The organism is Nesterenkonia sp. AN1, assembly GCF_000582475.1.
Lineage (GTDB): Bacteria > Actinomycetota > Actinomycetes > Actinomycetales > Micrococcaceae > Nesterenkonia > Nesterenkonia aurantiaca.
Map to the genome: position 1 here is coordinate 312,323 of NZ_JEMO01000001.1, position 26,816 is coordinate 339,138.

Sequence of the window (26,816 nt, forward strand, 5' to 3'; positions counted from 1 at the left end):
AGGATTCGAGACTCACCATGACCATCAGCATCTTCGATCTGCTCCGGGTCGGCATCGGCCCCTCCTCCTCGCACACCGTGGGACCGATGCGCGCCGCACGGCGCTTCGTGACCGAGCAGCTCGGCAGTCCTGAGGCGCTGGCCCGGACCGAGACGGTGCAGGTGGATCTCTACGGGTCGCTCTCGGCCACCGGACGCGGTCACGGCACCTTCACCGCGGTGCTGCTCGGTCTGGAGGGCTGGGACCCGGAGACCATCTTGCCCGAGCAGGTCGACTCGCGGCTTGCCGCGATGGAGGCCTCCGGCATGGTCCAGCTGGGAGCCCGGCGCGAGCACGACGGCGCTGAGTCCGGTTCCGCGGGCGGGCAACCGGCGCAGGATCCTGCGCAGGAGGCCGGCAGGGAGACCCGGCTGCGGGTGGAGGACTTCATCCAGCGCCCGCTCACGGTCATGGACCGGCACACCAACGCCATGACGCTCACCGCATTCGATGCCGAGGGAGGCCAGGTCGCGAAGGAGATCTTCTACTCCATCGGTGGCGGCTTCGTGCTCTCTGAATCCGATGCGGTGGCCTCCGACGCCTCGCTGGGGGAGGCGCTCGCCAACCCGGATGCCGAGGTGCCCTACCCCTTCACCACGGCCGCGCAGCTCATGGAGCACTGTGCCCGTTCAGGTCTTCCGGTCTCCCGGGTGATGCTCGCCAACGAGCGCGCCCTGCACCGCGCCCGCCACGGCGGCACCGCGGAAGCGGCCGAAGCCGAGATCACCAGCAAGGTGCTGCACCTCTGGCAGGTCATGGAGGAGTGCAAGAACTCCGCCTTGGAGCGGGAGGGGCACCTGCCGGGGGGACTCAAGGTCCGACGTCGCGCCCCCGACTGGCACGCCCGGATGTGGAAGGACGACCCGGGCCGCACCCACGCCTACTGGCAGGAATGGGTGAACCTCGTGGCGCTGGCAGTCAACGAGGAGAACGCCTCCGGCGGACGGGTGGTCACAGCGCCCACCAATGGTGCCGCCGGGATCATTCCTGCGTCGGGTTCTACGCCACCCATTACGGGCCCGGAGCGAGCTACGCGGGGGAGGAGGACCGTGAGGACATCGCCGTGCGGTTCCTGCTCACAGCCGCCGCCATCGGGGTCCTCTATAAGGAACAGGCCTCGATCTCTGGTGCCGAGGTCGGGTGTCAGGGTGAGGTCGGATCGGCCGCCTCGATGGCCGCCGCCGGGCTCTGCGAGGTTCTGGGCGGCACCGCGAAACAGGTGGAGAATGCCGCCGAGATCGCGATGGAGCACAACCTCGGGCTCACCTGCGATCCGATCGGCGGGCTGGTGCAGGTGCCCTGCATCGAGCGCAACGCCATGGGCGCGACCAAGGCGGTCAACGCCGCCCGGATGGCGCTGATGGGCGACGGCGACCACCGGGTCTCCCTGGACGAGGTCATCGTGACCATGCGCGAGACCGGCAAGGACATGTCCTCGAAGTATAAGGAGACCGCTTTGGGCGGGCTGGCGGTCAACGTCGTGGAGTGCTGAGCCTCAGGGGGAAGTCGTGCGGCGCCGCCTCGTAGGCGCCGCCGCACACCAGGCCTAGGCGAAGGCCGAATACCCGGTCAGGTCGCGTCCGATGATCAGGCTCTGGACGGACTCAGTGCCTTCATAGGTGTGGATCGCCTCGATGTCGGCCATATGGCGCGGGACCTTGTTCTTGAGCAGGATCCCGTTGCCGCCGAGCATGTCCCGGGCGACCTGGGCGATCGCCCGGGCCTTGCGGGTGTTGTGATACTTCGCCAGCGAGGCCTGCGGCCCGGTCAGGGTCCCGGCGATGTCGCGTTCGGTGACCGCTCGGACGTGCAGCTGCATGGAAGTCAGCTCTGAGACCATCCAGGTCAGACGCTCCTGCACCAGCTGGAAGCTGGCCAGCGGACGGCTGAACTGCTCCCGCTGCTTGGAGTAGCTCAGCGCCGCCTCGACCAGTGCCGAGGCATGGCCGACGGCGGACCAGGCCACTCCCAGCCGGGTCGCGAAGAGCACCTTGGAGGCATCCTTGAAGGTCTTTGCCCCCGGCAGCACGGCGTGGGCGGGGACCTCGACGTCTTCGTACTGGATCAGCGCCTGGTGGATCGCGCGCAGCGAGGCCTTGCCCTGGATCACCTCGGCCCGGTAGCCGCGAGTGTCCTGATCGATCATGAAGCAGCGGACGTTGCCGTCGTGGACGCCGCCGGCCACCCGGGCCCAGGTGAACGTGAGCCCGCCTGAGGCACCGTTGCCGATCCACTTCTTGGCCCCGTTGATCACGTAATACCCGGAGTCCTCGTCGCCGACGAGCCGGGCGGTGGTCTCCAGTGAGACCGAGTCTGAGCCGTGTGTGGGCTCGGTGAGTGCGAAGGACCCCAGCGTCTGCGCCGTGGCCAGCTTGGTGAAATGCTCGGCCTTCTGGTCAGCCGAGCCGAAGAGCGCCAGAGTGCGCAGCGCCAGCCCGCCCTGGACTGCCAGGGCTGTGCCCAGTGAGCCGTCCGTTCGGGAGGTCTCCATGTTCACCAGCCCGGCTGCCATCGGGGAGAGGGTCTCCATCGAGGCCTCGGAGACGTCGACGCCGTCGGTGAGCAGTCCCAGGCCGCCAGCCTTGCGCACGAGGTCCACGGGGTACTCCGCATGCTCCCAGTGCTGGGCCATCCGAGTCTCCAGGCCGGCGGAGAACTCGCGGGCGCGGGTCCACCACTGCCGGTCCGCGGCGGGAAGGTCATCGAAGACCCCGTAGTAGTCGAGATCTTGCGCGGTGGAGACGTCGTAGATCGGATCAACGGTGGCATCGGGAGCGTGATGTGTCATGGCACACATGTTACTCGATAGTCACAAGCGGTGGGAGCTTAGTTGAACTTGCAAACTGTAGACATAAGTCCACTTACGCCGTGGGTTCAGCGCCCGGAGAATAGTAACTGGACGTGCACCACAGGTGCATGATTCAGGGAGAGGGCATCGGCCTTGAGGCGCTCCGAGTTACGGTGCAAGGGTTCGGAGCAGGACCTCGGCTGATGTCAATGCTCGGGCGGTGGGAACGGCACCGCCCGAGCCTCTCTGTGTCTGACGGCTTTTTCGTTCAGCAACAGCCCGACGGTGGCTTGCCTCAGCGCGGCAGCCGCATCTGGATTCCGGTGACCTGCACGCTCCAGATGCCGTCAGCAGGTGCGCCTGCCTCGATCGTGCCCCCGAAGGTGGCCGCGCGGTCCTCCATGCTGATCAGTCCGGTTCCTGAGGTGGCAAACTTCGGGGCCGGTGCTTGACTCGGGTCGGTCCGGTTCGTCACGGCAAGGTCCACGGTGGCCTCCTTGACCTCAAGCTCGATGCTGCAGTCGTTGATGGCATGGCCGCGAGCTCCGTGCTTGACCACGTTCGTGGTGCACTCCTGCAGAATCCGGTAGAGGCAGGCCTCCACAGACTGCGGGATCGAGCTGAGATCCCCGTGCACCGAGGTGTCCACCGAGAATCCGAGGTCCTGCAGGCGCCCCGTGAAGCGCTGCAGGCCGGACTCCAGATCGAGCTCGGGCGCATCGCCCGGGCCGGAGCCGATGATGTTCTCACGCTGCAGCACCAGCAGCACGCGACGCAGGTCGTGGAGCGCGGCGCTGGCGGACTGGGAGATCTGGGACAGTGCCGCAGCGCGCGATTCCGGGGTCCCGGTGGCTGTCGCAACCTGAGTCTGCATAGAGATGACGGTGAGGTCGTGGGCCAGGATGTCGTGGAGGTCCCTTGCGATGGAACGTCGCTCCCCGGAGAGCGCCTCCTCGTGTGCTGCGCGCAGATCGCCGAGCTCGCGCTCAGCCGTTAGGCGTGAGGCGAGGTGTCTCCGGGTGGCTCGACCGGCCAGGTAGGACAGAACCATCAATACCGCGGATGTCAGGCTCAAACCGACGGCGAGTACCCGAACGCTTTCTGAGAGGCCCACGCTGATGGCGATCAACAGGCTCATCACCAGATAGAGGTGTCGAACCCAGGGTGAGCAGTACAGCGCACACAGGCCGCTGAACAACGCGATCAGCATGACGCTTTCGAGCGGAGGTCCCGGTAGCACTGTGGTCCCGATGGCCGCGCCGAGCAGGGCCACAAACGCTCCTGTCGCGGGATGCAGCCAGAACAAGGAGGCCGCGAGGATCCAGATCACGTACCCGTACTGGAGTGTCGGACTGGCGTATTCGGGGTCGAAGATCAGAGCCAGACCGACGTCTGCGGAGATTCCGCCGAGGGTGGCGAGAGTGAGGACGCTCAAGACTCGGCGGCTTGGCGCTACATCGCTCGAAAAAGTCACTCTCAAGGATACGTCCTGACGCCCTGGACCGGGGAGAGGTTAGCAGGATGAAGATCTGGGGAAGGCTGCGCAGAAGAACGAACGAAGGAAACCTTCAACCTCGACCGTACCTGATATGTCAAAGAATCCAAGAATGGTGGTAAGAACTAAAGTAGAAACTACAGCGATTCGGTAGGCAAACAAAGCGAGAGACATTTTTTGTTCCTTTCAGGGGTGTACTGCAACAAGTTGAACGTGTATAGTTATATTAACCTGTGTCCAAATTTGGACATAGTGGACTAAAGTAGCTAATTTACTGGGGTCTTCTCTTTTTCGGCACCTCTCTCGCCCAGAAGGATCTTGAAGCGCGAGACCGGCGTGTTGCTCGGAGTAAGGTAGAAGGCCGCGCCAGGTGTCCCAGGCCGAGAAAGTACAGGTTCAGCATGCTCCGTCTTGTCGTTGCAGACGATCATCCGATCATGCGTGCGGCCCTGCGCGCCTATGTGGACTCCGCCCCCGATATGGTCTGCGTGGGCGAAGCGCAGAACGGGGTCGAAGTCATCGAACGGGTGCGGGAGGAGCATCCCGACGTCGTCATCATGGACCTTAAGATGCCGGTGATGGGCGGGGTTGAGGCAACGGCTGCGGTCATGGCGATCGCCCCAGAAACCTCGGTCTTGGCGGTCACCACGTTCAGCTCAGAGGGGCATGCTCTGCAGGCCCTGAATGCCGGAGCCAAGGGTTATATCGTCAAGGACGCCACGGCTGAGCAGGTCTTGGAAGCGGTTCGTCAGGTGCACGGCAGCTCGGTGCCGATCTCTCCGGATGTGGCTCGCAAGCTCGAGTTCAATGAAGTCAGTGAGGCTGAAGAGTTCTCCGCGGCCCTGGCCGGTTCTGACTATCTTCCGCGGATACCACCCCGGGAGACGGAAGTACTGAACCTTCTGGCACGAGGGTTCAGCAACCGGGAGATCGCGCTCCGCATGGTGCTGACCGAAGGCGCAGTCAAGGCGCACCTAGGCCGGCTCTGCGTGCGCTTCGGGGTGCGAGACCGGGTTCAGCTGTTGATCCGTGCGACCCAGCTGGGGCTGATCGAGCCGCAGCTCGAAGAGGGCCAAGAAGGCTAGGACCAAAGACGAAGATCGTGCGGGGTTCGGTGCGCACAGCAGTCATCGCCCAGAGATTATTGCTTGGAAATCATCGGCTCAGCCGCGCAGGCCGCCCTGCCACAGCGCGTCGAACGGAGTATTGCCGGCCACGCGCTGGCGAATGCCCGCGGTGACGAACTCTTTGGCCCGGCGTGCGGCTTCTCGGGCTGAGCTGCCCTTGGCCAGTTCCGCGGTGACAGCGGCGGCGAGGGAGCAGCCTGCCCCGGAGACCGCGTGCTCACCGATCTTGGGCGCGCTGAGCACCTCGATGCCCTCCGCGTCGACGAAGACGTCCACGGCCTCGCTTCCGGCGAGCCGGACCCCGCCCTTGGCCAGCACCGCCGCTCCAGAGAGGCGGTGGATCTCCGCGGCCGCCGCCTGCAGGTCCTCCAGGGTCTCGACCTTCATTCCGGAGAGCTGTTCGGTCTCGAAGTGATTCGGCGTGACGAAGGTGGCGAGCGGAAGCAGCTCGGCCTTCAGCGCGTTATCGGTGTCCTGCGCGTGACCGGGCTCCTGGCCTTTGCAGATCAGCACCGGATCCAGCACGAGATGTCCAGGCTTCCGTGCCGCCATCGCGGCGGCCACGGTGGAGATCATGGCGGGCGAGCCCATCATCCCGAGCTTGACGGTGTCCAGGACCTCGGGCCCGTAGGTGCCGAAGATCGCTTCGAGCTGGTCCTGCACCACCTGGGTCTCCACCGGGATGAACCGGTGGTTCCACTCGTCACGCGGGTTGAAGGACACGATACAGGTCAGCGCGACCATGCCGAATGTGCCGAGCTCCTGGAAGGTCTTCAGATCCGCCTGTGCCCCGGCGCCGCCGGTGGCTTCGGATCCGGCAATGCTCAACGTCATCGCTGGCTGCGCAGTGGTCTCAGGCATGCTCAGGGTCCTTAGTCTCGGGGGTCGCGAGGTGCTCAGGGGCCTCATCGGGGTTCTCCACCCGGGCGAGCGGCTGCGCCATCCACCGGCCGATTCCGAGCAGAATGCCGGCCGGGAAGCCGATCAGCGGGATGAGCATCGGGATCAGTCCTCCGGCCCCGACCACAAGCACCACAGGACCATAGAGCAGTCCCACGAGGACGTAGCCGAGGATATGCACGGTGGGGCGCAGCTGGTGCCGGTAGAGCCAGCTCACCAGGAGGGTCCCGGGGATGCCCACGACGACGGCCGCGGCCGCGATCAGCGGGATCAGCGGGGCCAGGAAGCCTTCGTCATTCAGGCCGGGGAGGAAGCCCAGTGCCAGAAGAAGGCCGCCCATCACGGCAGTGGGCACCAGCCAGGAGACGATCCACCCGGCCAGGCCGAGCCGCAGCACCGGACGGGATGAAGTGTCCTGCTTGCGGGAGGGCCTTCTGCGGCGGGCGGACTTCTCTGGGGCGGGAGTGGTCATTGGCCTGATTCTACCGGCCGCAGCTGGTGGGGTCAGCCGGTATGACCTAGGTGGGCCAGGGCCTGGCGGATGAGCTTCTCACGGCCGCCGAGGAACTCTGCCTGCACATCTGGGCTGAGCACCTGGTCCGGCGTCATCCAGCTGAGCTCCAGGGCGTCCTGGCGCGGGGAGCACTCCCCGGAGACCGGCACGATATACGCCATGGAGACCGCATGCTGCCGGTCATCGACCAGCCCGGTCTCGGAGGGGTAAGGGAAGTACTCAGCCACGGCGAACGGCACCGGCGAGGCGGGGATCTGCGGCATCACCATGGACCCGAGATCCTTCTCGATGTTGCGCAGCAGCGCGGCGCGGATGGTCTCGCGGTAGATCACCCGTCCTGAGACCACGGTGCGGTAGAAGTGGCCCTCGGCGTCTGCGGTGTAGAGGAGCCCCAGCTCGGTGATGCAGCCGAGGGGATCCAGCCGGACCGGGATCGCCTCGACGTAGACCATGGGGAGCCGTCGTCGCGCCTCGTAGAGGTCATCCTCGTTCAACCATCCGGGGTTCGGATCTGGGGTTCGAATGCTCATAGTCCCATCATGCACCACAACGGGGCACACCGCCGATCAGGGCTCAGCGACGGGTCATTCGTCGTGGGCGATGTCCACCACAAGCCGGGTCGGGTCCTCGAGCAGCTGGACCTGGAAGGGTCGTTCCTGGTCCAGGCCGATCAGGTACTGCGAGTGAGCCTCGAAGGGGCCCTGGATGAAGATCTCTTCGAAGGCGCCGCCGGTAGCGCGTTCGTAGTATTCCTGTGAGGGAAGCTCATCCTCTGGCGGGTCTTCCGGCGCCCAGGATGGCCCGTTGACATTGATCTCCAGGATGTGGTCGCCGGCGACCTCGATGGGCTCGCCGCGCCCCAGCTCCGCCGCAGAGTCGGTGTACTCTCCGCGCCAGCTGGGGACGCCGTCGCCGGCGTATTCGAACACCACCCGGTCGTAGCCTCATGGACGCCGGAGCGGACGTCGATCAGATGGTTGGGGTCCTCGCCGCGGGTGAACTCTGCGGGGAAGCCATCAGATTCCTGGGCGTCGGTGCGGAAGTCCAGGGAGGCGGCGTCCTCGGACTGATCCGGCTCCTGGTCCTCGGCCGGTGCCGGAGTCTCGGACTCCTCCGCCGGTTCAGACTCCTCGGACGCCTCAGGCTCATCCGTCTCGTCCGGCTGGTCGGACGGGTCGGATTCCGGCGACGGCGTGGACTGGTCGACCTGCTGCGTGTCCTCGGCGGGAGCGGGGTCTTGGGTTCCCTCGGGGGAGCCGCAGGAGGAGAGCAGGAGCAGGGTGGCTGCTCCGAGTGCGGTGATCTGGCTTGGGTGCGGGTGCCTCATCGTGCCTCCTGTGCGGTGGTCCAGTCTGTGCGGTGATCGCGCCGGGCTGGGTCAGATGATGTCTTCGACCGGGCGTCCCATGGCGGCGCGTCGCTCCGCGTGGTTGATCTTGTGTCGTCGAGATTCGGTCGCGAGGATGACGACGAATGCGCCCATCGCTGCCGAGATCGCGACCCACACGGAGGTGACCTCGGAGAGCAGGCGGGGGAAGATCAGCCAGAACATGCCCCAGCCCATACCGAGGGCCACGGCGATCCTGCCGCGTTCGGTCATTGCGTAGTAGGCCGCGGCCCAGATGCAGATCCCCAGTCCGAGCAGCGCCCAGAGCACAGCCGGGATGCCCGGGACTCGCCAGCCCATGGCGGTCAGCCAGATGGAGAGCGAAGACATGGCGGCGACCATCGCCCAACCGGTGAAGAGCCCGGTGGTGGTGTCGGAGAAGCGGCGTTCCATGCCGGTTCGGGCAGTGCGGAAGGTGAACTGCCGGATCGCGTCGATCAGGGCCAGTGCCGCGGCGAGCGAAGCCAGCGCCGCGAGGGTGAGCATGTCCTGGTGCACCGCGAAGGTCCAGAGGAGCATGAACAGTGAGGCCGAGCCGACCCGCCAGCCGGAGCGGCGCTGCCGCGGAGTGGAGATCTGGGTGGTGGTCCACTGGTGGACTGCGTGCGCGAGGAGGCCCAGCACGATGATCGGCCAGAGCCAGTAGAAGTTCGCGTTCGGGGAGAGCAGTGCCTGTCCGCCGGAGTACCAGCCGCCTGTGAGCTCGTCGAGTGCGTTGCCGCCCAAGATGGCCGGGGACGCCGGGAAGAGCCCGAACATCCAGACCAGCGAGGCCAGTGCGGCCAGGGCCCCCGTGGTGACAAAGAGCTGACGGTAGAGATCGCTGCGCACCGGTGCGGGATCAGGATCTCTGGAGGGCATGTTGTAGGGCGGGATGTAGGTGAAGAGGTCCTCTTCGTCGTCAGCAGACTCGAGGAGTTCACGGTCGGTGGGCTGCTGGTTCCACGCGGTGGCCGCCTCGATCGCTGCCGCCTTCTCCAGGATCACCTCGCGCTGTCGCTGCTCGTCCAGACCGCGTCGAGGTCGAGGAAGACTCAGTGGGGAAGACTCCGTCCCGGGCGCGGGGTGCACGAAGGCAAACGGGGCGCTGTCCACGTTCTCAGTGGGTGGCGACGGGTGCTGGCCCGTCGTGTGGAGGCCGTTCCGGCCGAGCTGGGAACTGGGCTGACCTTCAGGACGGGGCTGCTTAGGAGCGGGGGGCCGGCGGAAGGCGGCACCGACTCGGCGGGCCGCGCCCAGGAACTTCGCGTCGAGGTCGTCGAAGAAGCTGCTGAGATCCGTTTTGGGGACGTCGGTCTTGGATGGAGTGGGCCGGGCCGGCGTGGGTCGGCTCCAGCGCACCGACGGCCGTGACGGCTTCGACGGTGCGGACGACTCGGACGGGGCGGACGACTCAGAGGGTGCGGACGACTCAGACGGTGCCGAGGACGCAGAAAGTGAGGGCGGCTCAGGGGATGCCGATGCGTCAGCGGCACGCGACTCGCGCGCGGGTGCGGGTGCGGCGGCCGGTTTCCGGGCAGGGGCTATTGGCTCGGCCGCATGGTCCGCGGCGGAGCTGTCCTCGGTGGACGCAGCTGAGTTCTCGGTCTCGGCGCCTGGATCCTTGGCGTCGGCGAGCGTCTCGACGGACTCGTCCTGGGACTTCTCGGTCAAGCCCGTGTTCCTCCTCTAGGTCATGGCTGGCATGTGTAGTCGGTGCGGGAGCCCGGTATCCGGATCGTTGCTGGTCAACGGGCGACCGACTCGCGTTCGGCCCCCCGACGCGAACGCTGCCGGGTCATCAGCACAGTGATTCCCAACCCCACCAGGGTACCCACAACGATGGCGGCCGCCGTGCTCGCCCAGGGTGGGAGCCCGGTAGTTGTTCCCGTAATGTAACCTAATCCGACCAGCCACAGGCTCCAGGTAAGCGCGCCCAACAGGCACAGCGCCACGATCGAGCGGCCGCCGAGCCGCATGATCCCGGCGGTGGCCATCGAGGCGGAGCGACCCCCAGGGATTCCTCGGATGAGCAGCAGGCCCGCCCAGGTCGATGCGCCCCCGGCGCGCAGCGAGATCCGCAGCATCTTTCGGTGCAGCCGACGTCCCCATCGCCACCGGTAGAGCAGCCGGATGAGTTTATAGCGGAAGAGCAGGTAGACCCCGATGTCCCCGGTGAGGCAGCCGATGAAGGTCACAGCGAGGACCATCAGGAGCGGGAAGATCTCCTCGGCGGCCATCGTGCCGGAGGCGATCACCATGACCTCGGAGGGGAACGGCGGCACGATCGCGGTGAACGCCACCGCCACTGCCAGGACCACGAAGTAGTACAGCCCCCACTCCTGGTAGAGCGCCGGATCGCCGAGGTCATTGATGCCGAAGGCGATCGGAGGGTGGGTCACTGCGGGGACTCCTGGAGGGCTCGAGAGGAGGTGAAGCTGCGGGGCACCCCGGTCAGCGGATCGGTGAAGTCAAGCGTCTTGGCCAGCAGCTGGAGCGGCTTGTCGAACTCATCAGGGGCATCATCAAGTAGCTCAGGATAGAAACGATCATTCAGGATACCCAGACCGAGCAGCGCCATGTGGATGCGCAGCTGATGAGTCTTACCGGTATGCGGATTGAGCCGGAAATGCCCGACGTCGTGCCCAGAGGGACTGCGTCCTGTGCTCAGGAGCTCGATCTGGGAGGAGGAGTTCGCCCCGGGAATGGCCTCGGTGCGGCGCTTGCCCTGCCGGGCCGTGCGGTCATGCGGGCGCTTCCCGGAGTGCTCCGGGGCATAGGAGGCGAGCTGGGAGACCACCACGCCCTTGGTCTTCTCGATCTTGTTGCGCACGGTGAGAGGGAACCGTGAGGCCATGGTCTCGGGGCTCATCCCTGCCGGGATGGCGCTGACACATTCGTAGGACTTCTGCACCACCCGGTTCTCGAAGAGCAGCTGGTAAGCCCCACGGGTGTCGGGCTGCTTGGAGAACAGCACGACGCCGGCGGTGCCCCGGTCCAGCCGGTGGATCGGCACCAGGTCCGGGAGGTTCAGCGTGTTGCGGAGCCGGACCAGCAGCGATTCCTGGACGTAGCGTCCTGCGGGCGTGGTGGGCAGGAAGTGCGGCTTGTCCACCACGACCAGGTGTTCGTCCTGATGGATCAGCTCCTCGGTCACCGGGAGCCGGACCTCTTGGCTGACCGAACGGTAATACCAGAGGAACTCGAGGTCCCCCAGCGGGGTGGAGGTGCTCAGCGGCGCGCCATGGACATCGACCACGTCGCCGTCGTAGAAGCGCTGCGTGATCCCACCGTGGTCGATGTGCCCGAAGGTCTCCAGCACGTAGTCATGGACGGTGGGCCAGGGCCCGGTCAGCGGGACCCGCAGGCGCGTGGCATTGACGCCGTCGCGCACGGGGAGAGGAGACTTCTGCGTCACACGTCAGGGTCTGTGCAGGTCGGCGAGCCGGGGCGGCTCAGCCCCAGACCGGCGCCTCGGCCTGGGCGGTGGGTTCGGGCTGGCCCAGGGGCTGATTGACCTGCCAGGACATGCCGAAGCGGTCCTTGATCCAGGCGAAGTTGGCGGCGAAGTCATAGTCGCCGGGCTCCATGAGGAACTCCCCACCGGGAGCCAGGCTGTCCACGATCTGATGGAACTCTGCGGTGGAATCCACCACCACGGCCACCGAGATCGAGGGGGTGAAGCTGAACTGGTGCTTCATCAGGCTGTCCTGGATCATCAGCACCTGCCCGCCGATCTTCAGCTGCGCGGTGGCCACGAGAGGCGCCCCAGCGATCGGGACCTCGCCGTGATCGGACGCGGCCTCGGCATGCTCGACCGTGATCAGTGTGGTCTCAGTGGACTCGGGTTCGCCCGAGTCTTGCTGGGTCGGCTCGGGCAGATCCCCGGTGTCGATCGGCCCGGACTCTGCTGCAGCGCGGCTTGCTTCCCCGGCCTCGGAGTCCTCTGGGACTTCCGCCTCGGCGAGGTCCAGTGCCTCGGCGTCGCCCAGGTCCTCGGCGGAGGCCGGTGGGGTCGGGTCATAGATCTCGGTGCCCTCGGGGTGGTGCACGATCTCCAGCAGCTCAGCGTCCGGGAAGACCTCGAGGTAGTGGTCGATCGCTTCTTGGGCCTGACCCTGGAACATCAGAAACGGAATGCAAAGAGTCATGGCTTCAGCCTAGCCGGAAATCCTGGGTTCTCGGTGACCGGGCTCGGCGCGGGTGAGCTGGCATGGCGGTGCTCCGGGGCGGTGATCATGGCGCGAATCTCAGGCCGGAGGGGGAGGAGTTGAAGCCGGCGTCGCGCAGCAGCTGCCCCAGCGGGTGGGTCAGGATCCGGTCACCATTGACCCGCTCCACCGCGATCCGACCGGTCTTCGCCGCGCGCAGCGCCGGCACCAGGGCCCGGGAGATCAGGTCCATGGTGGACTCCTCCTCGGTGAAGAGCAGCAGGGTGCGGCCTCCGCGTTCCATGTAGAGCACCAGCTGTCCGCGGTAGAGCACGACGACGGCGCCGGCCTTGCGTCCGGGCCGGTGCGTGGAGTTCTCCAGCTCCGGCCAGTCCAGGGCCGCCCCGTAGGGATTGGCCGGGTCGGTGGCCGCGAGCACCACGGCGGCATCCTGCTGCTTCCCGGTGCCCGAGGTTCCGGTGCCCGACCGCGCAGCGCCGGAGGTCCCCGCACGGGTGGACCCGGGGTCCGATTCTGCGCGGGCCTGCTCGGCGGCTTCCTCGAGGCGTTCGGAGATCCAGCGCAGCTGATCGATGGTCGCCGAGGAGGTGAACTGGGCGGCGCCGAGCCGTTCGATGAAATAGCCGCGCCGGATCTGTCCGGAGTCTTCGGCCGCCGAGAGCACCTTGTAGACCGCCGCGAAACCGCCCTTGGCGGATGCGCCGAGCCCGGACTGCTGCTCGGACATCACCGAGCCGCGGGTGACCACCCCGTAGCGATCCAGCAGGATCTCAGCGCGGGTGTGCGCGGCGACGGTGGCGTCCACCGAACCGGCTGGGACCAGCTGCCAGCGGCCGCCCGCCCCGCCCGGCCCGGAGGCGGCGGACCCGCCGATCCGGGAGCGGTGGGATTCGGTGGCCCGGCGCAGCGCCATCCGCCTGGAGCTGTGCCTCGGCCGGGCAGGAGTGGGCTGCTTCTTGTGCGCGGTGGTCCCGGTGGACATGAAGCGGCGCAGCGCGGCGAAGCTGTCGGGGGCGACCCGACCGGCCCAGAACAGCTCCCACAGCGCGTTCTTGGTGCTCTCTCGAGAGCCGGTGAGCTCAGGGTCGAGCTGCTCATGCAGCGCCTCGACGAACCAGGCGCCGCCGCGGGTCAGAACCTCGAGGATCGCGGCCTGCAGCGCGGTGGGGCTGAAGTCCTCACCGTTGCTGCCCAGTCCTGCGCTGCCGTGCTGGTTCAACAGCGCCTCGGCGTCCTCGCGGGGGTAGAACGCCAGCCAACCGTCATGTCCGCTGAGTGCACCCTTGCCCACGGCGAGGAACTCCCCGGCGGAGAGCAGCTCATCGAGCATTCCCGGGCGGTAGTCGGGGATCCGGGCCGGGAGGATATAGGACTCCCAGGCGCTGGCCGGGGCTGCGGCACCAGAGAGTTGGGCCAGAGATTCCGCCACCGCGGAGACGCCCGAGGCCGAGGAGCCCTTCCCCCGGGCGGCGGTGATGCCCTGCCACTCGAGCAGGAACTGGGCGTAGGCGGGGGTGGGCACCGGCTCCACCTGGGCGCGCAGGGCCGCCAGGGAGCGGCGTCGGATCCTGCGCAGCATCTCGGTGTCGCAGTACTCCACCGTGCCGGGCCGGGCGTCGGCGGGGATGACCCGGTCGGGCCGGAACAACCCCTCCACCACCCGATGCTCACGGACCAGGCGGTTCAGTGTGTCCACCACGACGGCGCGGCTGAGCCCCAGCTCGGCGGCCGCCTCCTCCACCAGGAAGGGGCCGTGGGTGCGGGCGTAGCGGCCGACGAGATCCCCGAGCGGGTCCTCCACCGGATCGAGGAACGCGTAGGGGATGCCGACCGGCATCGGGGTGCCCAGCCCGTCGCGCAGTCTGGAGGCGTCCTCGATCGCGGCGTAGCGCTGCTCGGTCTGGTCCTGTTGGGACCCCCCGACCTCGGCTGTGCCGGTGCGCCACATGACCCGGAAGGCGCGCTGGCGCGAGACCAGAGCCTCGGCGTGATCCTCGGCGGGCTCGCCGTCTTCGAGCCGGGCGGCGAGCTGCTCGGAGGTCAGCGGACCGAGCAGGCGCAGCAGGTCTGCGACGCCCTCTTCTCCGCGCAGGTGCCGGGAGGGGAGGAGCCGTTGGGCGTAGGCCTCGGATTCCGCGATGATCGCGGCGTCGAGGAACTCGCGCAGCTCCACCCGGCCCAGCAGTTCACCCAGCAGCGCGGGGTCCACCGAGAGCGCAGCGGCCCGGCGTTCGGCCAGCGGAGAGTCCCCCTCGTAGAGGAACTGGGCGATGTAGCCGAAGAGGATCGACTGGGCGAAGGGGGAGGGCTTGGAGGTGGTGGTCTCCACGATCTTGACCCCGCGCTGGGCGATGCTGCGCAGCAGCTCCAGCAGCGCCGGCATGTCGTAGACGTCCTGCAGCACCTCCCGCATGGCTTCCATGATCACCGGGAAGTCGGGATATCCGGAGGCGACCTCCAGCAGCTGCGAGGACCGCTGGCGCTGCTGCCACAGCGGGGTCCGCTGACCGGGGTTCTGCTTGGGCAGCAGCAGGGCCCGGGCGGCGGCCTCCCGGAACCTGCCGGCGAACAGTGCCGAGGAGCTGACCTGGCCGGTGACCAGGTCCTCGAGCTCATCGGGGTCGAACGCGAAGAGCTCCGCGCCGGGCGGATCCTCGTCCATCATCGGCACCCGCAGCACGATTCCATCGTCGCTGGCCATGGCCGAGCCGTCGAGGCCGAACCGATCATGCAGGCGCTCGCCGACCGCGAGTGCCCAGGGGGCGTGGACCTGCAGTCCGTAGGGGGAGAGCAGCACGATCCGCCAGTCGCCGAGCTCGTCCTTGGTCTGCTCCACCACCAGGGTGGTGTCGCTGGGGAGCACCCCGGCGGCCTCCTGCTGCTCGGTGAAGTAGCGCAGCAGATTCTCCTGCGCCCAGGTGTCCATGCCCAGCGCGGTGAGCCGTTCGGCGGTCGGCTCGGCGGCTCCGGCGTGGACCTCGCGGGTGAACCGGCCCAGTGCGCGGCCGAGTTCGGCCGGGCGGCCGAAGCCGTCCCCGCGCCAGAACGGCAGCGAGGCGGGCTGCCCGAAGGCCGGGACGACCAGCACCCGGTCGAAGGTGATCTCCTGGATCCGCCAGCTGGTGGCCCCCAGCGCGAAGACGTCACCGACCCTGGACTCGTAGACCATCTCTTCATCGAGCTCCCCGACCCGGCGACCGCCGGAGCGGGCCGAGCCGGAGTCCTCTCCGCCGGCGAGGTAGACCCCGAAGAGCCCGCGGTCGGGGATGGTGCCGCCGGAGGTGACCGCGATCCGCTGCGCGCCCGGCGCCCGGTGACCGTGCCGGCGTCGCGGTCCCAGACCACTCGGGGGCGCAGCTCGGCGAACCGGTCGGAGGGGTACTTGCCGGCGAGCAGGTCCAGGGTGGCCTCGTAGGCCGAGCGCGGCAGGGTGGCGAAGGGGGCGCTGCGGCGCAGCGTCTCGAACCAGGACTCCACATCCAACGGGTCCATCGCGGCGGCGGCCACGGTCTGCTGGGCCAGGATGTCCAGCGGGTTGCGCGGGATGTGCAGCGCTTCGATCTGGCCGGCGAGCATCCGTTCCACGATGACGGCGGTGCTCACCAGGTCTCCGCGGTGCTTGGGGAAGAACCAGCCCACCGAGACCTCACCCACCTGGTGCCCGGCGCGGCCGATCCGCTGCAGGCCGGCCGAGACCGCGAAGGGTGCCTCCACCTGGATCACCAGATCCACGGCGCCCATATCGATGCCGAGCTCGAGCGAGGAGGTGGCGACCACGCAGCGCAGCTGGCCTGACTTCAGCGCCTCCTCGGTGAGCTTGCGCTGTTCCTTCGAGACCGAGCCGTGGTGGGACCGGGCCAGCGGGGCCGGCTCCTGGGACTCCGACTCGCCCCCGGAGGCCTCGGCCTCCGCGTGGGCGTCGGAGTGGGCAGCGGCGGGGGGCTGGCGCTCGGACCAGATCTCGTTGATCCGGCCGGTGAGCTTCTCTGCGAGCCGGCGGGAGTTCACAAAGACGATGGTGGAGCGGTTCTCGGTGACCAGGTCCACCACTCGGTGCTCCACATGTGGCCAGATGCTGGGCTGCAGCGGCTGGTCGCTGGCCAGGGCGTCCTCCGGCGGGAGGTCGATTCCAGCAGCGAGGGCGGGGATCTCCGTGGCGGGCTCGGGCTCTGCGCGCCCGTTCGCGGCGGCGCCGGAGACGGCCATGGCGCTCTCGGGCGGCGCGGTGCTGGGGGAGGCGAGGTCCTCCACCGGGACCGAGACGGTGATGTCCCAGGTCTTCTCCGACTTCGGCGCCACGATCTCCACCGTTGCGGTGCCGCCGAGGAAGCGGGCCACCTCTTCTCGGGGCTCCACCGTGGCGGAGAGCCCGATCCGCTGGGCCGGGGTCTCCAACAGGTTGTTCAGCCGCTCCAGAGAGACCGCCAGGTGGGCGCCGCGCTTGGTGCCGGCCAGGGCGTGCACCTCGTCCAGGATCACGGTCTTGACCCCGGCCAGGGTGCTGCGAGCCTGCGAGGTGAGCATCAGGTAGAGCGATTCGGGTGTGGTGATCAGGATCTGCGGGGGCTTCCGGACCAGGTCCCGGCGCTCCTTGGGCGTGGAGTCACCGGTGCGTACCCCTACCGTGATCTCCGGCGGCTCCTGGGCGGCGCCCTCGGCGGCGAGCCGGCGGGCGGTGTGTGCGATTCCGACCAGCGGGCTGCGCAGGTTCCGTTCGATGTCCACGCCGAGCGCCTTCAGCGGGGAGATGTAGAGCACCGAGGTGCCCGCGGTGGGAGCGGCGAAGAGCTGGTCGATCGACCACAGGAAGGCCGAGAGCGTCTTGCCCGAACCGGTGGGCGCGACCACCAGCGCGTTCTTGCCCCGCGCCACCGCGTCCCAGGCGCCGGCCTGCGCGGACGTGGGCTGCCCGAAGGATGCCTGGAACCAGCGCCGGGTGGGCTCGGTGAAAGGTTCCAGGGCGGTCATGGTCTAACTCTAGAGGCCGCCACGGACATCGCCTGACGCATCTCGCACCACGTCGATCGGTTCAGATGCGGTCGAGTGCGCGCTCACCGGAGCGTCCATTCCAGTGTGAGCTGCCCGCAATCTGCCAGCATTCCCAGCATGGTCATCCGCGCCTGCCCGCGAGTAGCTTGGGGCTCGAGAAATCCTCCGTGATCACCGGCAGGCGATCACGCACGAGAGAAAGCTCGGAGGCTTCCATGTCCCTGGTCCGCGTGCACAACTTCTCGATCTCCCTGGACGGCTTCGGCACCGGCGAAGGCCAGGCGCTGGAGACGCCCTTCGGCCACGCCGGGACGCGTCTGATGGAGTGGGCCTTCGAGACCAGGACCTTCCGGGAGATGGGTCTGCCGGGGATGACCCAGGGATCCCGCGGGGTCGACGAGGCGTTCGCCAGCCAGTGGGGGACACGGGTCGGTGCCGAGATCATGGGACGGCATAAGTTCGGTCCGCAGCGCGGCCCCTGGAGGACCTGCAATGGCAGGGTTGGTGGGGTGAGGACCCGGTCTTTCATACCCCGGTGGTGGTGCTGACCCACCATCCGCGGCCGCTGCTCGAGATGGACGGCGGCACGAGCTTCCACTTTGTGGACGCCGACCCGGTCTCCGCCCTGGCCCAGGCTCGCGACCTCGCCGGGGGCCTGGACGTGCGGATCGGCGGCGGAGTCGCCACGCTGCGGCAGTTCCTCGAGGCGGATCTGGTCGATTTCATGCACCTGGTCCTGGTGCCGATCATCCTTGGCCGCGGCGAACGGCTCTGGGACGGGCTGGAGGGCATCGAAGCGCGCTTCGACATGGAGGCGACCCCGTCTCCGAGCGGAGTCGTGCACCTGATCTTCACCCGTCGCCCCCGGTGAGGGGACCAAGAACACTCACGAACACTCTCGGCTCAGCGGGCGAAGCGCAGCAGGTCCTCGCGGCGCAGCGGTCGGTTGAACAGCGGCCCGTCGGGCTCCATGATCCGTCCCGCCGCCAGCGCGCCGAGCGAGACCGGGTCGAAGCCCATGCGGACCAGCAGCCCCATGACCAGTCCGCGGGCGGCGTCGTCGTCTCCGGCCACGGCGAGTGCGCGGCGCTGGGACAGCTCGGCGTCGGGCCTGGCGGCGTCGTCGATCTCGGAGTGGGCGATGTGATTCAGCGCCTTGACCACCTGGGCGGAGCCGAACCGGCCGGCCAGGGCCATCGAGGTGGGCAGCTGTTCATCCACTGCGGCCTGCAGCCAGCTCGGGAGCAGCTCGTCCTGCCAGGTGTTGGTGGCATCGATCAGCACGGTCCCGGCCACCCAGGCCGGGTCGACCTCATCGAGCTCCTCCTGCGGGACAGCCAGAATCACCAGGCCGCTGGAGTCCCGCGCGCGCTCGGCGATGTCCTCAGCCAACACCGGCACCGCGCCGGGGGCGTAGATCTTCAGATGATGCTGCAGCGCGCGGGGTGGTCGGGTGGAAGCGATGTCCACCGTGATCCCGGCGCGCAGCAGGGCCCGGGCGAAGGCTGTGCCGGCGCGTCCAGCCCCGAGGATCCCGACCGTCGCGGGCGTCTCAGACATGGTGATAGGACCGCCCTCCGGAGATCTCCTGGGCGCGGTAGACCTGTTCGGCCAGGAGCATCCGCACCAGCTGATGCGGGAAGACGAGCTTGGACAGGGACCAGACGAAGTCGGCGCGGTGCTGCAGCTCATCGGTGACCCCATAGGCCCCGCCGATGATCACCACGACGTGATGCCCACCGTCGAAGCTGCCCTGGAGGTGCTCGGCGAAACCGGTCGAGCTGATGTTCTTGCCGCGCTCATCGAGCAGGATGATGTGGTCCTGGGGCTTGAGCGCGGCGAGGATCCGCTCGGACTCCTCCTGCCGGGCGGCATCATGCTCGCGGGAGGAATGCGGGAGCAGCTTCCAGTCCAGGTCGTAGGGCTTGCGCAGCCGCTTGGAGTAGCGCTCGATCCCCTCCACGGCCCATTTCTCGTGCTTCTTGCCGATGGCCAGGGCAGTGATGCTCATACGCCCGAGACTACCGGCAACCCTAGGATGGAACCCATGCCTGCCTCGTTTCACGCCGCCCCGGTGGCCCAGATGGATCCCATCACGCTCTATCGGATCCTGCAGCTGCGCACCGACGTGTTCGTGGTCGAGCAGCAGTGCCCGTACCCGGAGCTCGACGGCCGGGACCTCGAGCCGGGAGCTGTGATGCTCTGGGCGATCGGAGACACGCCTGGTGAGCAGGGAGCCGACGACGACGGCGCGCCGACCGCCACGCTGCGGGTGCTCCGGGAGCCGGAGGGTTTCCGGATCGGACGTGTCGTGGCGAGTCCTGCGGTGCGCGGGACCGGGGTGGCGGGCGAGCTGATGCGTCGAGCGCTGGAGCTCTGCTCCGCGCAGTCGGCCGAGTCTTCGGTGACGCTCGACGCGCAGGCCCCGCTGCAGGGTTGGTATGAGTCCTTCGGCTTCGCCCGGTCGGGGGCGCCGTTCCTGGAAGACGGCATCCCGCACGTGCCGATGCGACGGGACTGAGGCTCAGAAGCGTCGACGCACCCGTCCCGCGATGGTGGCGACGAGAAAGATCGCCACCAGGACACCAGGTACCAGACCGGTGTCAGCTGGAGCCCCGAGGGGGGCGAAGTACATCCACGCGATGAGCGGGATGCCCATGATCGCGACCGCACTCTGCCATCCTGTCCAGAACCTTCCGCCGGTGGCCCGCTCGAGCGAAGCTGGGTCAGCGGTGAACTGCTCCACGCGTTGATTCTGGCTGGATGTGGGCCGTTGTGCCACGTCAGCTCGATAGTGCCTCAGCCATTGGCCTCGCAGCCGAAGCCGTCGCCATCGCCGTCCAGGCCATGGACGTCCACGCCGATGACTCGGACCGAGACGTCGAGATCGCCACAGTTGATGTCCGGCGGGAAGACCGGGATGCAGGGGGTGTAGTTGGGATCGCAGTTCGCGCCCTGCTGGGCCGGCGCCGGGGCTGGAGCGGGCTCTGGAGCGCAGGTCTGCAGCGGTGCGCCGTCGTCGGCGGAGATGTAGTCCGGCTCGCGGGTGTGGAAGCCGTAACCGTCCCGGGAGTCGTAGCGCGCGGTGGCGAGGCCCTCCTGGATCAGCGTGATTCCGGCATCGGCGCCGTCGACGTCCACATAGCGCAGGATCCGGTCATAGCGATCGGTGTCCTCACCATCTCGGGTCAGGGTGACCGTCTTGCCCAGCACCAGTTCACTCATCCGAGCGGAGGCGGTGTCGAAGTGGCACTCGCCGCGTTCAGGCGTGTCGATCCCGCTGACCCGCACGGTGTCTCCGGAATCGAGCTCCACGGTGTCTCCGTCGATGATGCGCACCACGACGGCGGAGTGTTCATTCGGATCCACGGTCGGGGTGGGCGTCGGTGTCGGTGTCGGGGTCGGCGAGGGTGACGGTGTCGGGGTGGGGGTCGGCGTCGGGCTTGGAGTCGGGCTTGGAGTCGGCGTTGGGGTCGGTGACGCCGAAGGTGTCTCCGACTCGGTGGGCTCCTCGGAGGGTTCTTCGGACTCCTCCGGTTCCGCAGACTCCACGACGGCGAGCTCCTGGTCCTCGCGGTCGGCCGCTCGTTCTTCACCCCCGTCGGGGTCGACTGCCACTGCAACCAGACCGATGACGAGCAGAAGCGCGATCAGAGCCAGGAGCCCACCGCAGCCGATGGCCGGGATCTTCACGATCATCGGCAGGCGCTTGAACCTCTGCCAAGCCTTGGGCTTGGTGAGATCGTTGCGGGCGGCGCTTCCGGGCAGGGGGCGCTGCCCCGGGGAGGGACGTGACATCAGGGGAACCTCATCAAGTTCGAGTGACAGACTCGCTCGGGGGAGCAGGAGTCTGTGCTCACAGTAACCTGGCAGGGACCGTTGTACTCGCCGGTGACCGGGGACTATCCGGGGATCCTCGGCATGGGTGCCGGCTTCATCGCCTGCTGAGCACTACTACGCCGCCGCGGTTGCTGGGCCTGGGCCTGGGCCCGCGATCGGGGGAGGTGGGACGAGGCGCCCGCGCAGGAGACTCCCGGTGTGCCGCTGGATGCAGAAAACCCCGCCGGCTGCAGAACTGCAGATCAGCGGGGTTCTCGGTTGGCGGTGACGGTGGGATTTGAACCCACGGTGCGGGGTAACCGCACACAGCATTTCGAGTGCTGCACCTTCGGCCGCTCGGACACGTCACCAGGCCCGTTGAGTATACGCAAACATCTCACGCTCACCCAAAAGCAGGTGCCACGTCCCGGCCCCGCGGATCGTCTCAGCCCTGGAACAGGGCGTGCACCTGCCCGCAGAGCTCGCGTCCGCCGAGAGCTTCGATCTCCAGGACGACGGCGGCGCCGGCCACCTGGCAGTCCAGCTGGGCGATCAGTTCCCGGGTCGCGGCCAGGGTGCCGCCGGTGGCCAGCACGTCATCGACGATCAGCACGCGATGCTCTGGCTTGAGCACATCCGGGGCCTCGATCACGGCGGTGCCGTACTCCAAGGTGTACTCCACGCGTCCGGCCGGTGCGGGCAGCTTCCCGGCCTTGCGGATGGGCATGAAGCCGGTGCCGGTCAGGGCAGCGATCATCCCTGCCAGGGTGAAGCCGCGAGCTTCGATCCCGGCCACCATGTCGAAGTTGCCGGCGAAGGGCGCCAGCAGTCCTTCGGCCACTGTGCGCAGCGCGGCCGGATCCGCCAGCACGGGGGAGATGTCCTGGAAGAGGACGCCTGGTTCGGGAAAGTCAGGGGTCACCGCGAACAGCGACTGGGCATGCGCCAGCCGCTCAGGCGAGGGCGTGGACAGCTGCGGAGAAGGAGGTGAGAACACGCCCGCAAGCCTATCTGCGGAACTGCTCGAAGAAGGTCCGCAGCGCGGCCGCGCACTCCTGGGCGCGCACACCGGGATGGACCTCCACCCAATGGTTCAACCGGGGCTCACGAAGGATCTCGAACACAGAGCCGGCGGCCCCGGCCTTCTCGTCCCAGGCGCCGAAGATGACCTGTCCGATTCGAGACTGGTAGATCGCACCGGCGCACATCGGACACGGCTCCAGCGTCACCGCGAGCACGCAGCCGTCCAACCGCCAGGTCCCCAGCGTCGCCGCGGCGGCTCGCAGCGCGTTGATCTCGGCATGACCGGCCGGGTCGTCGTCGCGCTCGCGGGTGTTGAACCCCTCACCGAGCCGCTGGCCCTCGGCGGAGAACACGACGGCGCCCACCGGTACGTCCGCAGAGCCGCCTGTCAGGGCGGCCAGCTCCAGGCAGCGCCCTATGGCGCTCTCCTGATCGGCTCGCACCCGGGGGGACCACGAGGCAGGGGGCTTCAGGTTTTCGGTCACCACCCAAGCCTATGGGGCATGATCCTCCGGGGACTGAGCTGCAACCCTGCTGGTAGTTTTGAGACCATGCGCGTACAGGTTGTGGAACACCCACTGATCTCCCATAAACTCACTCAGCTCCGACGGGTGGAGACCGCCTCGAACCAGTTCCGTGAACTGACTCGCGAGCTGGTCATGCTGCTCTCCTACGAGGCCAGCGGTTCCATCGCCACCGAGCCGGTAGAGATCCAGACTCCCGTGGCCACCATGACCGGCACCCAGCTGGCGGACCCCAAACCGCTGGTGGTGCCGATTCTGCGCGCCGGACTCGGCATGCTCGACGGAATGACCGCCATGGTCCCCACTGCCGAGGTCGGTTTCCTCGGGATGGCCCGGAACGAAGAGACCCTGGACATCATCACCTACGCCGAGCGGCTTCCCGATGACCTCACCGGGCGCCACGTCTTCGTGCTGGACCCGATGCTCGCCACCGGCGGCACCCTCGCCGAGGCCATCCGGTTCCTGAAGAAGGCCAACGCCGCGAAGATCACCTGCATCTGCCTGCTGGCGGCTCCTGAGGGCATCGAGCGGCTGCGCGAGAAGGTCGGTGACATCGAGGTGGAGCTCTATCTCGCCGCCATCGACGAGAAGCTCAACGAAAAGTCCTACATCGTCCCCGGGCTCGGCGACGCCGGCGACCGGCTCTACGGCCTGGCCCAGTAGGCCTCGGAGGCCCTCACGGCACCTCCAGCCGTGTGCCTTTGCATCTCTTCTGGGGAACAGGCAAGGCTTTCGCGAGACGAATCCATGTGATCCCGGTCACAAAATGGTCTACTCGTCTCATTATGTGGAAGATCCCCCCTTTTGTTACTTGCGGATTCCAAATGTGACGCACACGCTGTAATGGATACGCCAATCCACCTGCAGCGGGGGAGTTGCTACCGATGTCCGCACACCTGAGTCAGCCACAGAATCCCGGCTACGTCCATGTCTCGGTGCGCAACGCCGCCCGCCGTGCCGAGATGGCGCGCCGCATCCGCGCGGCCAACGCCACCGACGACTCCAGCGGTGCCCATCCGCGCACCGCCCCGGTCCCGGTGGTGGCGCAGAACGGCGGAGGGCCGCAGATGGTCCAGCCCGATATCGTGACCCGCGGCTTCGTCGTCTATGTCGGCCTCGACGAGGACGCGGCCAGCGCGGCGGGAACCTCGCTGCACAAGATTGCCACGGAGCTGCGCGACTACGTGGAGCACATCGCCGCCGATGCCCAGGTGCACATCGCGATGGCTCTGGCCTCGGCCGCCCATGAGGGCAGCAACCTGGAGGTCGTTCGGCAGGCGCTGGGCGATCCTACCGTCACCCACCGCGGCATCGAGGTTCCGATCAGCGCCCCGCCGGCGCCGACCAGCTCCGGTGTGCTGATCGATCTGTCCCGCCGTGAGGTTCGCCTCGACGGCGAAGGCCTGAACCTGACCTTCAAGGAGTTCGAGCTGTTGAACTACCTGGTGGACAACGGGTCTCGCACCGTGGGACGCGAAGAGCTGCTGCAGACACTCTGGCGCAGCGTGGATCCCGATCAGATGCCCAACGAGCGCACCATCGACGTGCATATCCGCCGGCTGCGCTCCAAGCTGGGACGCCTGGCGAACACCGTGCGCACGGTCCGCGGACAGGGCTACCGCTTCTACGAGCACCCCGAGGTCACCGTCTGGGCGGCCCCGGAATACTCGATCTGAGCCGTCCGTGCCTGAACTGCTGATCCTGCGCCACGGGGAATCTGGGCACTCCTTCTCCGGGGACGACCACGGCCGCACCCTCACGCGCCACGGGCAGCAACAGGCGCGCGCCGTCGGCCGCTGGCTCGTGAGCTCGGGGAATCTGCCGGATAACACGGTCTGCTCCGACGCGATGCGCACCCGGCAGACCTGTATCTGGGTCAATCATGAGCTGGGCGAGAAGTCGCCGACGCCGTACCTGGACTCCCGGCTCTACCTGGCGGCGCCGCGTTCGATGCTTTCGATCATCAACGAGGTTCCCGAGACAGTGCGCACGTTGTTGGTGGTCGCTCATATGCCGGGGGTCCAGGAGCTGAGCATGGACCTGGCCTCTGCGCACTCCCAAGAGGATCCGGTGATCCAGATGGCCGGGTCCTGGCCGCCGGCCGGTCTCGCCCGGTTCCAGGTGCACAAGCCGTGGGCTGAGCTCGATGGTCGCGACGCGGAGCTCACGGACTTCTTCACCGCCGACTGAGTCTGGGCGGTGATCGTGACCCCAGGCCGCGATCTCTGCTCTGCCGCGGAGAGCGGGGCCTGGGCGAGTTCTCAGCGCTTTCGGTGAGCTGGAGGCTCATCCGTCGGATCGGTTGATCTCGTGTACCTCCGCGGTCTGGATCCTGCACCGTGACCCGGATTGCACAGTGTAGATGTCTGATAGCCGCTCACGGGTGGAAGGCCCGAGGTAAAGGTCTGCGATTTCTCCGAACAGCGGTCGGCTTAGAGCGCCGTAGCTTATCCTCCTGTCCTTCAGCGGTCGTTGTTATCCCTGCTGAACGTCGGATCGCGGGCGTCTGAGTGGCGGCTCACTCACCAGGAGGCCTCTCACTCGGGCTACGAAGAAGAGGGTATTCGTCTCGAAACTGTTGCTCTAAAGAAGGGCGTTGCGTGTAGCAGATAAGGCACCCGTGCAGGCATTTTCTTCGGGCGGGGTAAACGGGCATCCCAGCGTTGACGTGGGCGTCCGGATTCGATCAGGTGAATCGCGCTCGTTTGCCGACCGGCTTACGGGCGCAGTGATCCTATTTCTTGAACGACGGGGATGGTCTGATGCAAGGGCGCTGCAACATTCCGGATCGCCTCTCTGCATCAGCTGCGAGTGAACCTGGGATCCAGGATCTCGCAGCCAGCGTGGTGAGTGGCTCAGGAGCTGCGGCCGGGGGCGTCGAGTCCTCCGGTGCAGGAGGCACCCGGTTCCGGGGCGTCAGGGGACTGCCAGTACTTGTTCACGAACTGTTCAATGCGCTCGTCACCTGGAGTTTCCACGGCAACCTGCGCCCCCCAGGCCGAGAGCGTGATGGGCGAGTCCATGTCCTCGTACGGAGACAGCACGACATAGGTATCCGGCAACACCGATTCCAGTTCGTCGACCTGGTCCTGAGGCACGTTTTGCGGGTCGTAGGTGACCCAGATGGCCCCGTGTTCCAGTGAGTGTACGGCGTTCTCCGCGGGCACCTCTTGGGTGTAAGTCCCGCAGTTGAGCCAGGTGCTGGAGTGGGTGCCACCCACCGGAGGGTTCTGGTCGTAGTCCACAGGGGAGGACACGTGTTCGGCGTCGAGGTCCTCGAAGGTCTCGATGCCGGTGATTTCGATGTCTTGACGTGCCTGTGGCGCAGGGTCGTTGATCACTGCGACCGCTACCAAGGCTCCGGTCATGACGAGGGCCGTGACTCCTCCTGCGCCCCAAAAGAGTTTCCTTTTGCGGACGGCCCTGATCTCGGCGGCCCGGTGGGCGGCCAGCAGCGCGGTGCGATCCTGCCGCGGTGAATCGGGGTGCTTATCACTGGCCATGGGCTGATCTCCTCAAAGAACTGATTGGGCCTCGATGGCTCAGCCAGCTCTTACGTGTGCATTCTGAACGAGACTCGTCGGTATCTTTCACTCGCCGCGATGCGTGCTGACCGGGACTGAGCACGATAGGGCGCAGTCCCGGTCTTGTGGCGCATCCCATCACAGGCGATGGGTCAGGGTCGTTGGCAGGTGTTACAGCGAAGGTGCAGCTGGAACATCGAGTTCGGTCTGCACCATGTGGTTGAAGTAGTTGGTATAGAGATTCAGCGCCACATGGGTGGTCAGCTCGGTGAGCTCTTCGGCGCTCCACCCGGCGTCCAGGGCGGCCTGCCAGGTGGCGTCATCGACGTTGCCCTTCTCAGCGGTCGCTTCCCGAGCGACCTGCAGCAGCGCGGCCAGCTTCGGGTCGAAGTCGACCTCACCGCGGCGGATCGCGATGGTCTGCTCCTCGCTCAGTCCTGCAGCCTTGGCGCCCTGGGTGTGGGCGGACTGGCAGTAGGTGCACTCATCGACGTTGCCGACCGCCAGGGCGATCGCCTCACGGGTCTTCGCGTCAA

The 26,816-nt window shown here is 67.4% G+C and carries 23 protein-coding genes, 1 tRNA gene and 3 pseudogenes; 7 read left to right on the forward strand and 20 right to left on the reverse strand.

All coding sequences use genetic code 11. From position 1 onward, the window contains the following. Window positions 1–17: 17 nt before the first annotated feature. Window positions 18–1,531, forward strand: a pseudogene (locus tag BG28_RS01505) (L-serine ammonia-lyase). Between the two features lie 54 nt (window positions 1,532–1,585). Here BG28_RS01505 and BG28_RS01510 read toward each other — a convergent pair. Together BG28_RS01510 and BG28_RS14030 are read right to left on the reverse strand one after the other, a co-directional pair. Continuing rightward, on the reverse strand, window positions 1,586–2,827 hold the full coding sequence (locus BG28_RS01510) for an acyl-CoA dehydrogenase family protein (RefSeq protein ID WP_051500795.1): 1,242 nt from the start codon (window positions 2,825–2,827) through the stop codon (window positions 1,586–1,588). A gap of 295 nt (window positions 2,828–3,122) precedes the next feature. Continuing rightward, entirely contained in the window at window positions 3,123–4,262 is a 1,140-nt protein-coding gene (locus BG28_RS14030; protein WP_051500796.1) for a sensor histidine kinase, read from the reverse strand. Window positions 4,263–4,723: 461 nt separating this feature from the next. Between BG28_RS14030 and BG28_RS01520 the strand changes: the two genes are divergently transcribed. Beyond that, complete coding sequence (locus BG28_RS01520) at window positions 4,724–5,407, forward strand: response regulator transcription factor (RefSeq protein WP_036473352.1); 684 nt, start codon at window positions 4,724–4,726, stop codon at window positions 5,405–5,407. Window positions 5,408–5,485: 78 nt separating this feature from the next. Here the strand turns inward: BG28_RS01520 and thiD are convergent, their stop codons facing one another. From thiD to BG28_RS01575, 9 genes and pseudogenes are all read right to left on the reverse strand, one after another. Further along, window positions 5,486–6,310 (reverse strand): bifunctional hydroxymethylpyrimidine kinase/phosphomethylpyrimidine kinase, encoded by an 825-nt coding sequence (gene thiD, locus BG28_RS01525; protein WP_036473354.1) that lies wholly within the window; start codon window positions 6,308–6,310, stop codon window positions 5,486–5,488. Continuing rightward, the gene (locus BG28_RS01530) at window positions 6,303–6,821 is read right to left on the reverse strand and encodes a hypothetical protein (RefSeq protein ID WP_036473356.1); all 519 of its coding nucleotides are present in this window, start codon (window positions 6,819–6,821) and stop codon (window positions 6,303–6,305) included. Before BG28_RS01530 ends, thiD begins: the two co-directional genes overlap by 8 nt. 32 nt (window positions 6,822–6,853) lie before the next feature. Further along, window positions 6,854–7,393: an NUDIX hydrolase family protein gene (locus tag BG28_RS01535; protein ID WP_036473357.1), complete on the reverse strand. Its 540-nt coding sequence runs from the start codon at window positions 7,391–7,393 to the stop codon at window positions 6,854–6,856. Between the two features lie 54 nt (window positions 7,394–7,447). Further along, the gene (locus BG28_RS01540; RefSeq protein ID WP_051500797.1) at window positions 7,448–7,795 is read right to left on the reverse strand and encodes a hypothetical protein; all 348 of its coding nucleotides are present in this window, start codon (window positions 7,793–7,795) and stop codon (window positions 7,448–7,450) included. A gap of 446 nt (window positions 7,796–8,241) precedes the next feature. Continuing rightward, entirely contained in the window at window positions 8,242–9,903 is a 1,662-nt protein-coding gene (locus BG28_RS15250; protein WP_152539175.1) for a hypothetical protein, read from the reverse strand. A gap of 74 nt (window positions 9,904–9,977) precedes the next feature. Beyond that, window positions 9,978–10,631, reverse strand: a complete 654-nt coding sequence (locus BG28_RS01560) for a DedA family protein (protein ID WP_051500798.1) — start codon at window positions 10,629–10,631, stop codon at window positions 9,978–9,980. After that, the gene (locus BG28_RS01565; RefSeq protein ID WP_036473365.1) at window positions 10,628–11,647 is read right to left on the reverse strand and encodes a pseudouridine synthase; all 1,020 of its coding nucleotides are present in this window, start codon (window positions 11,645–11,647) and stop codon (window positions 10,628–10,630) included. Before BG28_RS01565 ends, BG28_RS01560 begins: the two co-directional genes overlap by 4 nt. A 37-nt stretch (window positions 11,648–11,684) precedes the next feature. After that, window positions 11,685–12,380 (reverse strand): VOC family protein, encoded by a 696-nt coding sequence (locus BG28_RS14035; protein ID WP_084479303.1) that lies wholly within the window; start codon window positions 12,378–12,380, stop codon window positions 11,685–11,687. Between the two features lie 85 nt (window positions 12,381–12,465). Further along, window positions 12,466–17,369: pseudogene (locus BG28_RS01575) on the reverse strand (DNA glycosylase AlkZ-like family protein). 236 nt (window positions 17,370–17,605) lie between these two features. Between BG28_RS01575 and BG28_RS01580 the strand changes: the two are divergent. After that, window positions 17,606–18,261, forward strand: a pseudogene (locus tag BG28_RS01580) (dihydrofolate reductase family protein). Between the two features lie 32 nt (window positions 18,262–18,293). Here the strand turns inward: BG28_RS01580 and BG28_RS01585 are convergent. Both BG28_RS01585 and BG28_RS01590 read right to left on the reverse strand, forming a co-directional pair. Further along, window positions 18,294–18,950, reverse strand: a complete 657-nt coding sequence (locus BG28_RS01585) for an NADPH-dependent F420 reductase (RefSeq protein WP_036473366.1) — start codon at window positions 18,948–18,950, stop codon at window positions 18,294–18,296. Further along, window positions 18,943–19,401, reverse strand: coding sequence for a 23S rRNA (pseudouridine(1915)-N(3))-methyltransferase RlmH (locus BG28_RS01590; protein ID WP_036473367.1), 459 nt, complete (start codon window positions 19,399–19,401; stop codon window positions 18,943–18,945). Before BG28_RS01590 ends, BG28_RS01585 begins: the two co-directional genes overlap by 8 nt. Window positions 19,402–19,437: 36 nt before the next feature. Between BG28_RS01590 and BG28_RS01595 the strand changes: the two genes are divergently transcribed. Continuing rightward, window positions 19,438–19,911 (forward strand): GNAT family N-acetyltransferase, encoded by a 474-nt coding sequence (locus BG28_RS01595; RefSeq protein ID WP_036473368.1) that lies wholly within the window; start codon window positions 19,438–19,440, stop codon window positions 19,909–19,911. Window positions 19,912–19,914: 3 nt separating this feature from the next. On the opposite strand, the gene BG28_RS01600 is transcribed toward BG28_RS01595, so the two are convergent. From BG28_RS01600 to BG28_RS01620, 5 genes are all read right to left on the reverse strand, one after another. After that, window positions 19,915–20,136, reverse strand: coding sequence for a hypothetical protein (locus BG28_RS01600; protein ID WP_036473371.1), 222 nt, complete (start codon window positions 20,134–20,136; stop codon window positions 19,915–19,917). Between the two features lie 53 nt (window positions 20,137–20,189). Continuing rightward, window positions 20,190–21,188, reverse strand: coding sequence for a thermonuclease family protein (locus tag BG28_RS01605; protein WP_036473375.1), 999 nt, complete (start codon window positions 21,186–21,188; stop codon window positions 20,190–20,192). 301 nt (window positions 21,189–21,489) lie between these two features. Continuing rightward, a tRNA-Ser gene (locus BG28_RS01610) sits at window positions 21,490–21,580 on the reverse strand. 74 nt (window positions 21,581–21,654) lie between these two features. After that, window positions 21,655–22,206, reverse strand: coding sequence for an adenine phosphoribosyltransferase (locus BG28_RS01615; RefSeq protein ID WP_235180910.1), 552 nt, complete (start codon window positions 22,204–22,206; stop codon window positions 21,655–21,657). A 10-nt stretch (window positions 22,207–22,216) separates the two neighbouring features. Continuing rightward, on the reverse strand, window positions 22,217–22,651 hold the full coding sequence (locus BG28_RS01620) for a nucleoside deaminase (RefSeq protein ID WP_036473619.1): 435 nt from the start codon (window positions 22,649–22,651) through the stop codon (window positions 22,217–22,219). A gap of 132 nt (window positions 22,652–22,783) precedes the next feature. On the opposite strand from BG28_RS01620, the gene upp reads away from it, so the two are divergent. From upp to BG28_RS01635, 3 genes are all read left to right on the forward strand, one after another. Continuing rightward, window positions 22,784–23,419: a uracil phosphoribosyltransferase gene (gene upp / locus BG28_RS01625; RefSeq protein WP_036473377.1), complete on the forward strand. Its 636-nt coding sequence runs from the start codon at window positions 22,784–22,786 to the stop codon at window positions 23,417–23,419. 221 nt (window positions 23,420–23,640) lie between these two features. Continuing rightward, complete coding sequence (locus BG28_RS01630; protein WP_036473379.1) at window positions 23,641–24,432, forward strand: winged helix-turn-helix domain-containing protein; 792 nt, start codon at window positions 23,641–23,643, stop codon at window positions 24,430–24,432. 7 nt (window positions 24,433–24,439) lie between these two features. Next, window positions 24,440–24,946: a histidine phosphatase family protein gene (locus BG28_RS01635; RefSeq protein ID WP_036473383.1), complete on the forward strand. Its 507-nt coding sequence runs from the start codon at window positions 24,440–24,442 to the stop codon at window positions 24,944–24,946. 665 nt (window positions 24,947–25,611) lie between these two features. Here the strand turns inward: BG28_RS01635 and BG28_RS01640 are convergent. Together BG28_RS01640 and BG28_RS01645 are read right to left on the reverse strand one after the other, a co-directional pair. Next, window positions 25,612–26,259 (reverse strand): DUF3105 domain-containing protein, encoded by a 648-nt coding sequence (locus BG28_RS01640; RefSeq protein ID WP_036473384.1) that lies wholly within the window; start codon window positions 26,257–26,259, stop codon window positions 25,612–25,614. A gap of 192 nt (window positions 26,260–26,451) precedes the next feature. Next, window positions 26,452–26,816, reverse strand: a 365-nt coding sequence (locus tag BG28_RS01645; RefSeq protein ID WP_036473386.1) for a carboxymuconolactone decarboxylase family protein, incomplete at its 5' end; no start/stop codon positions are given.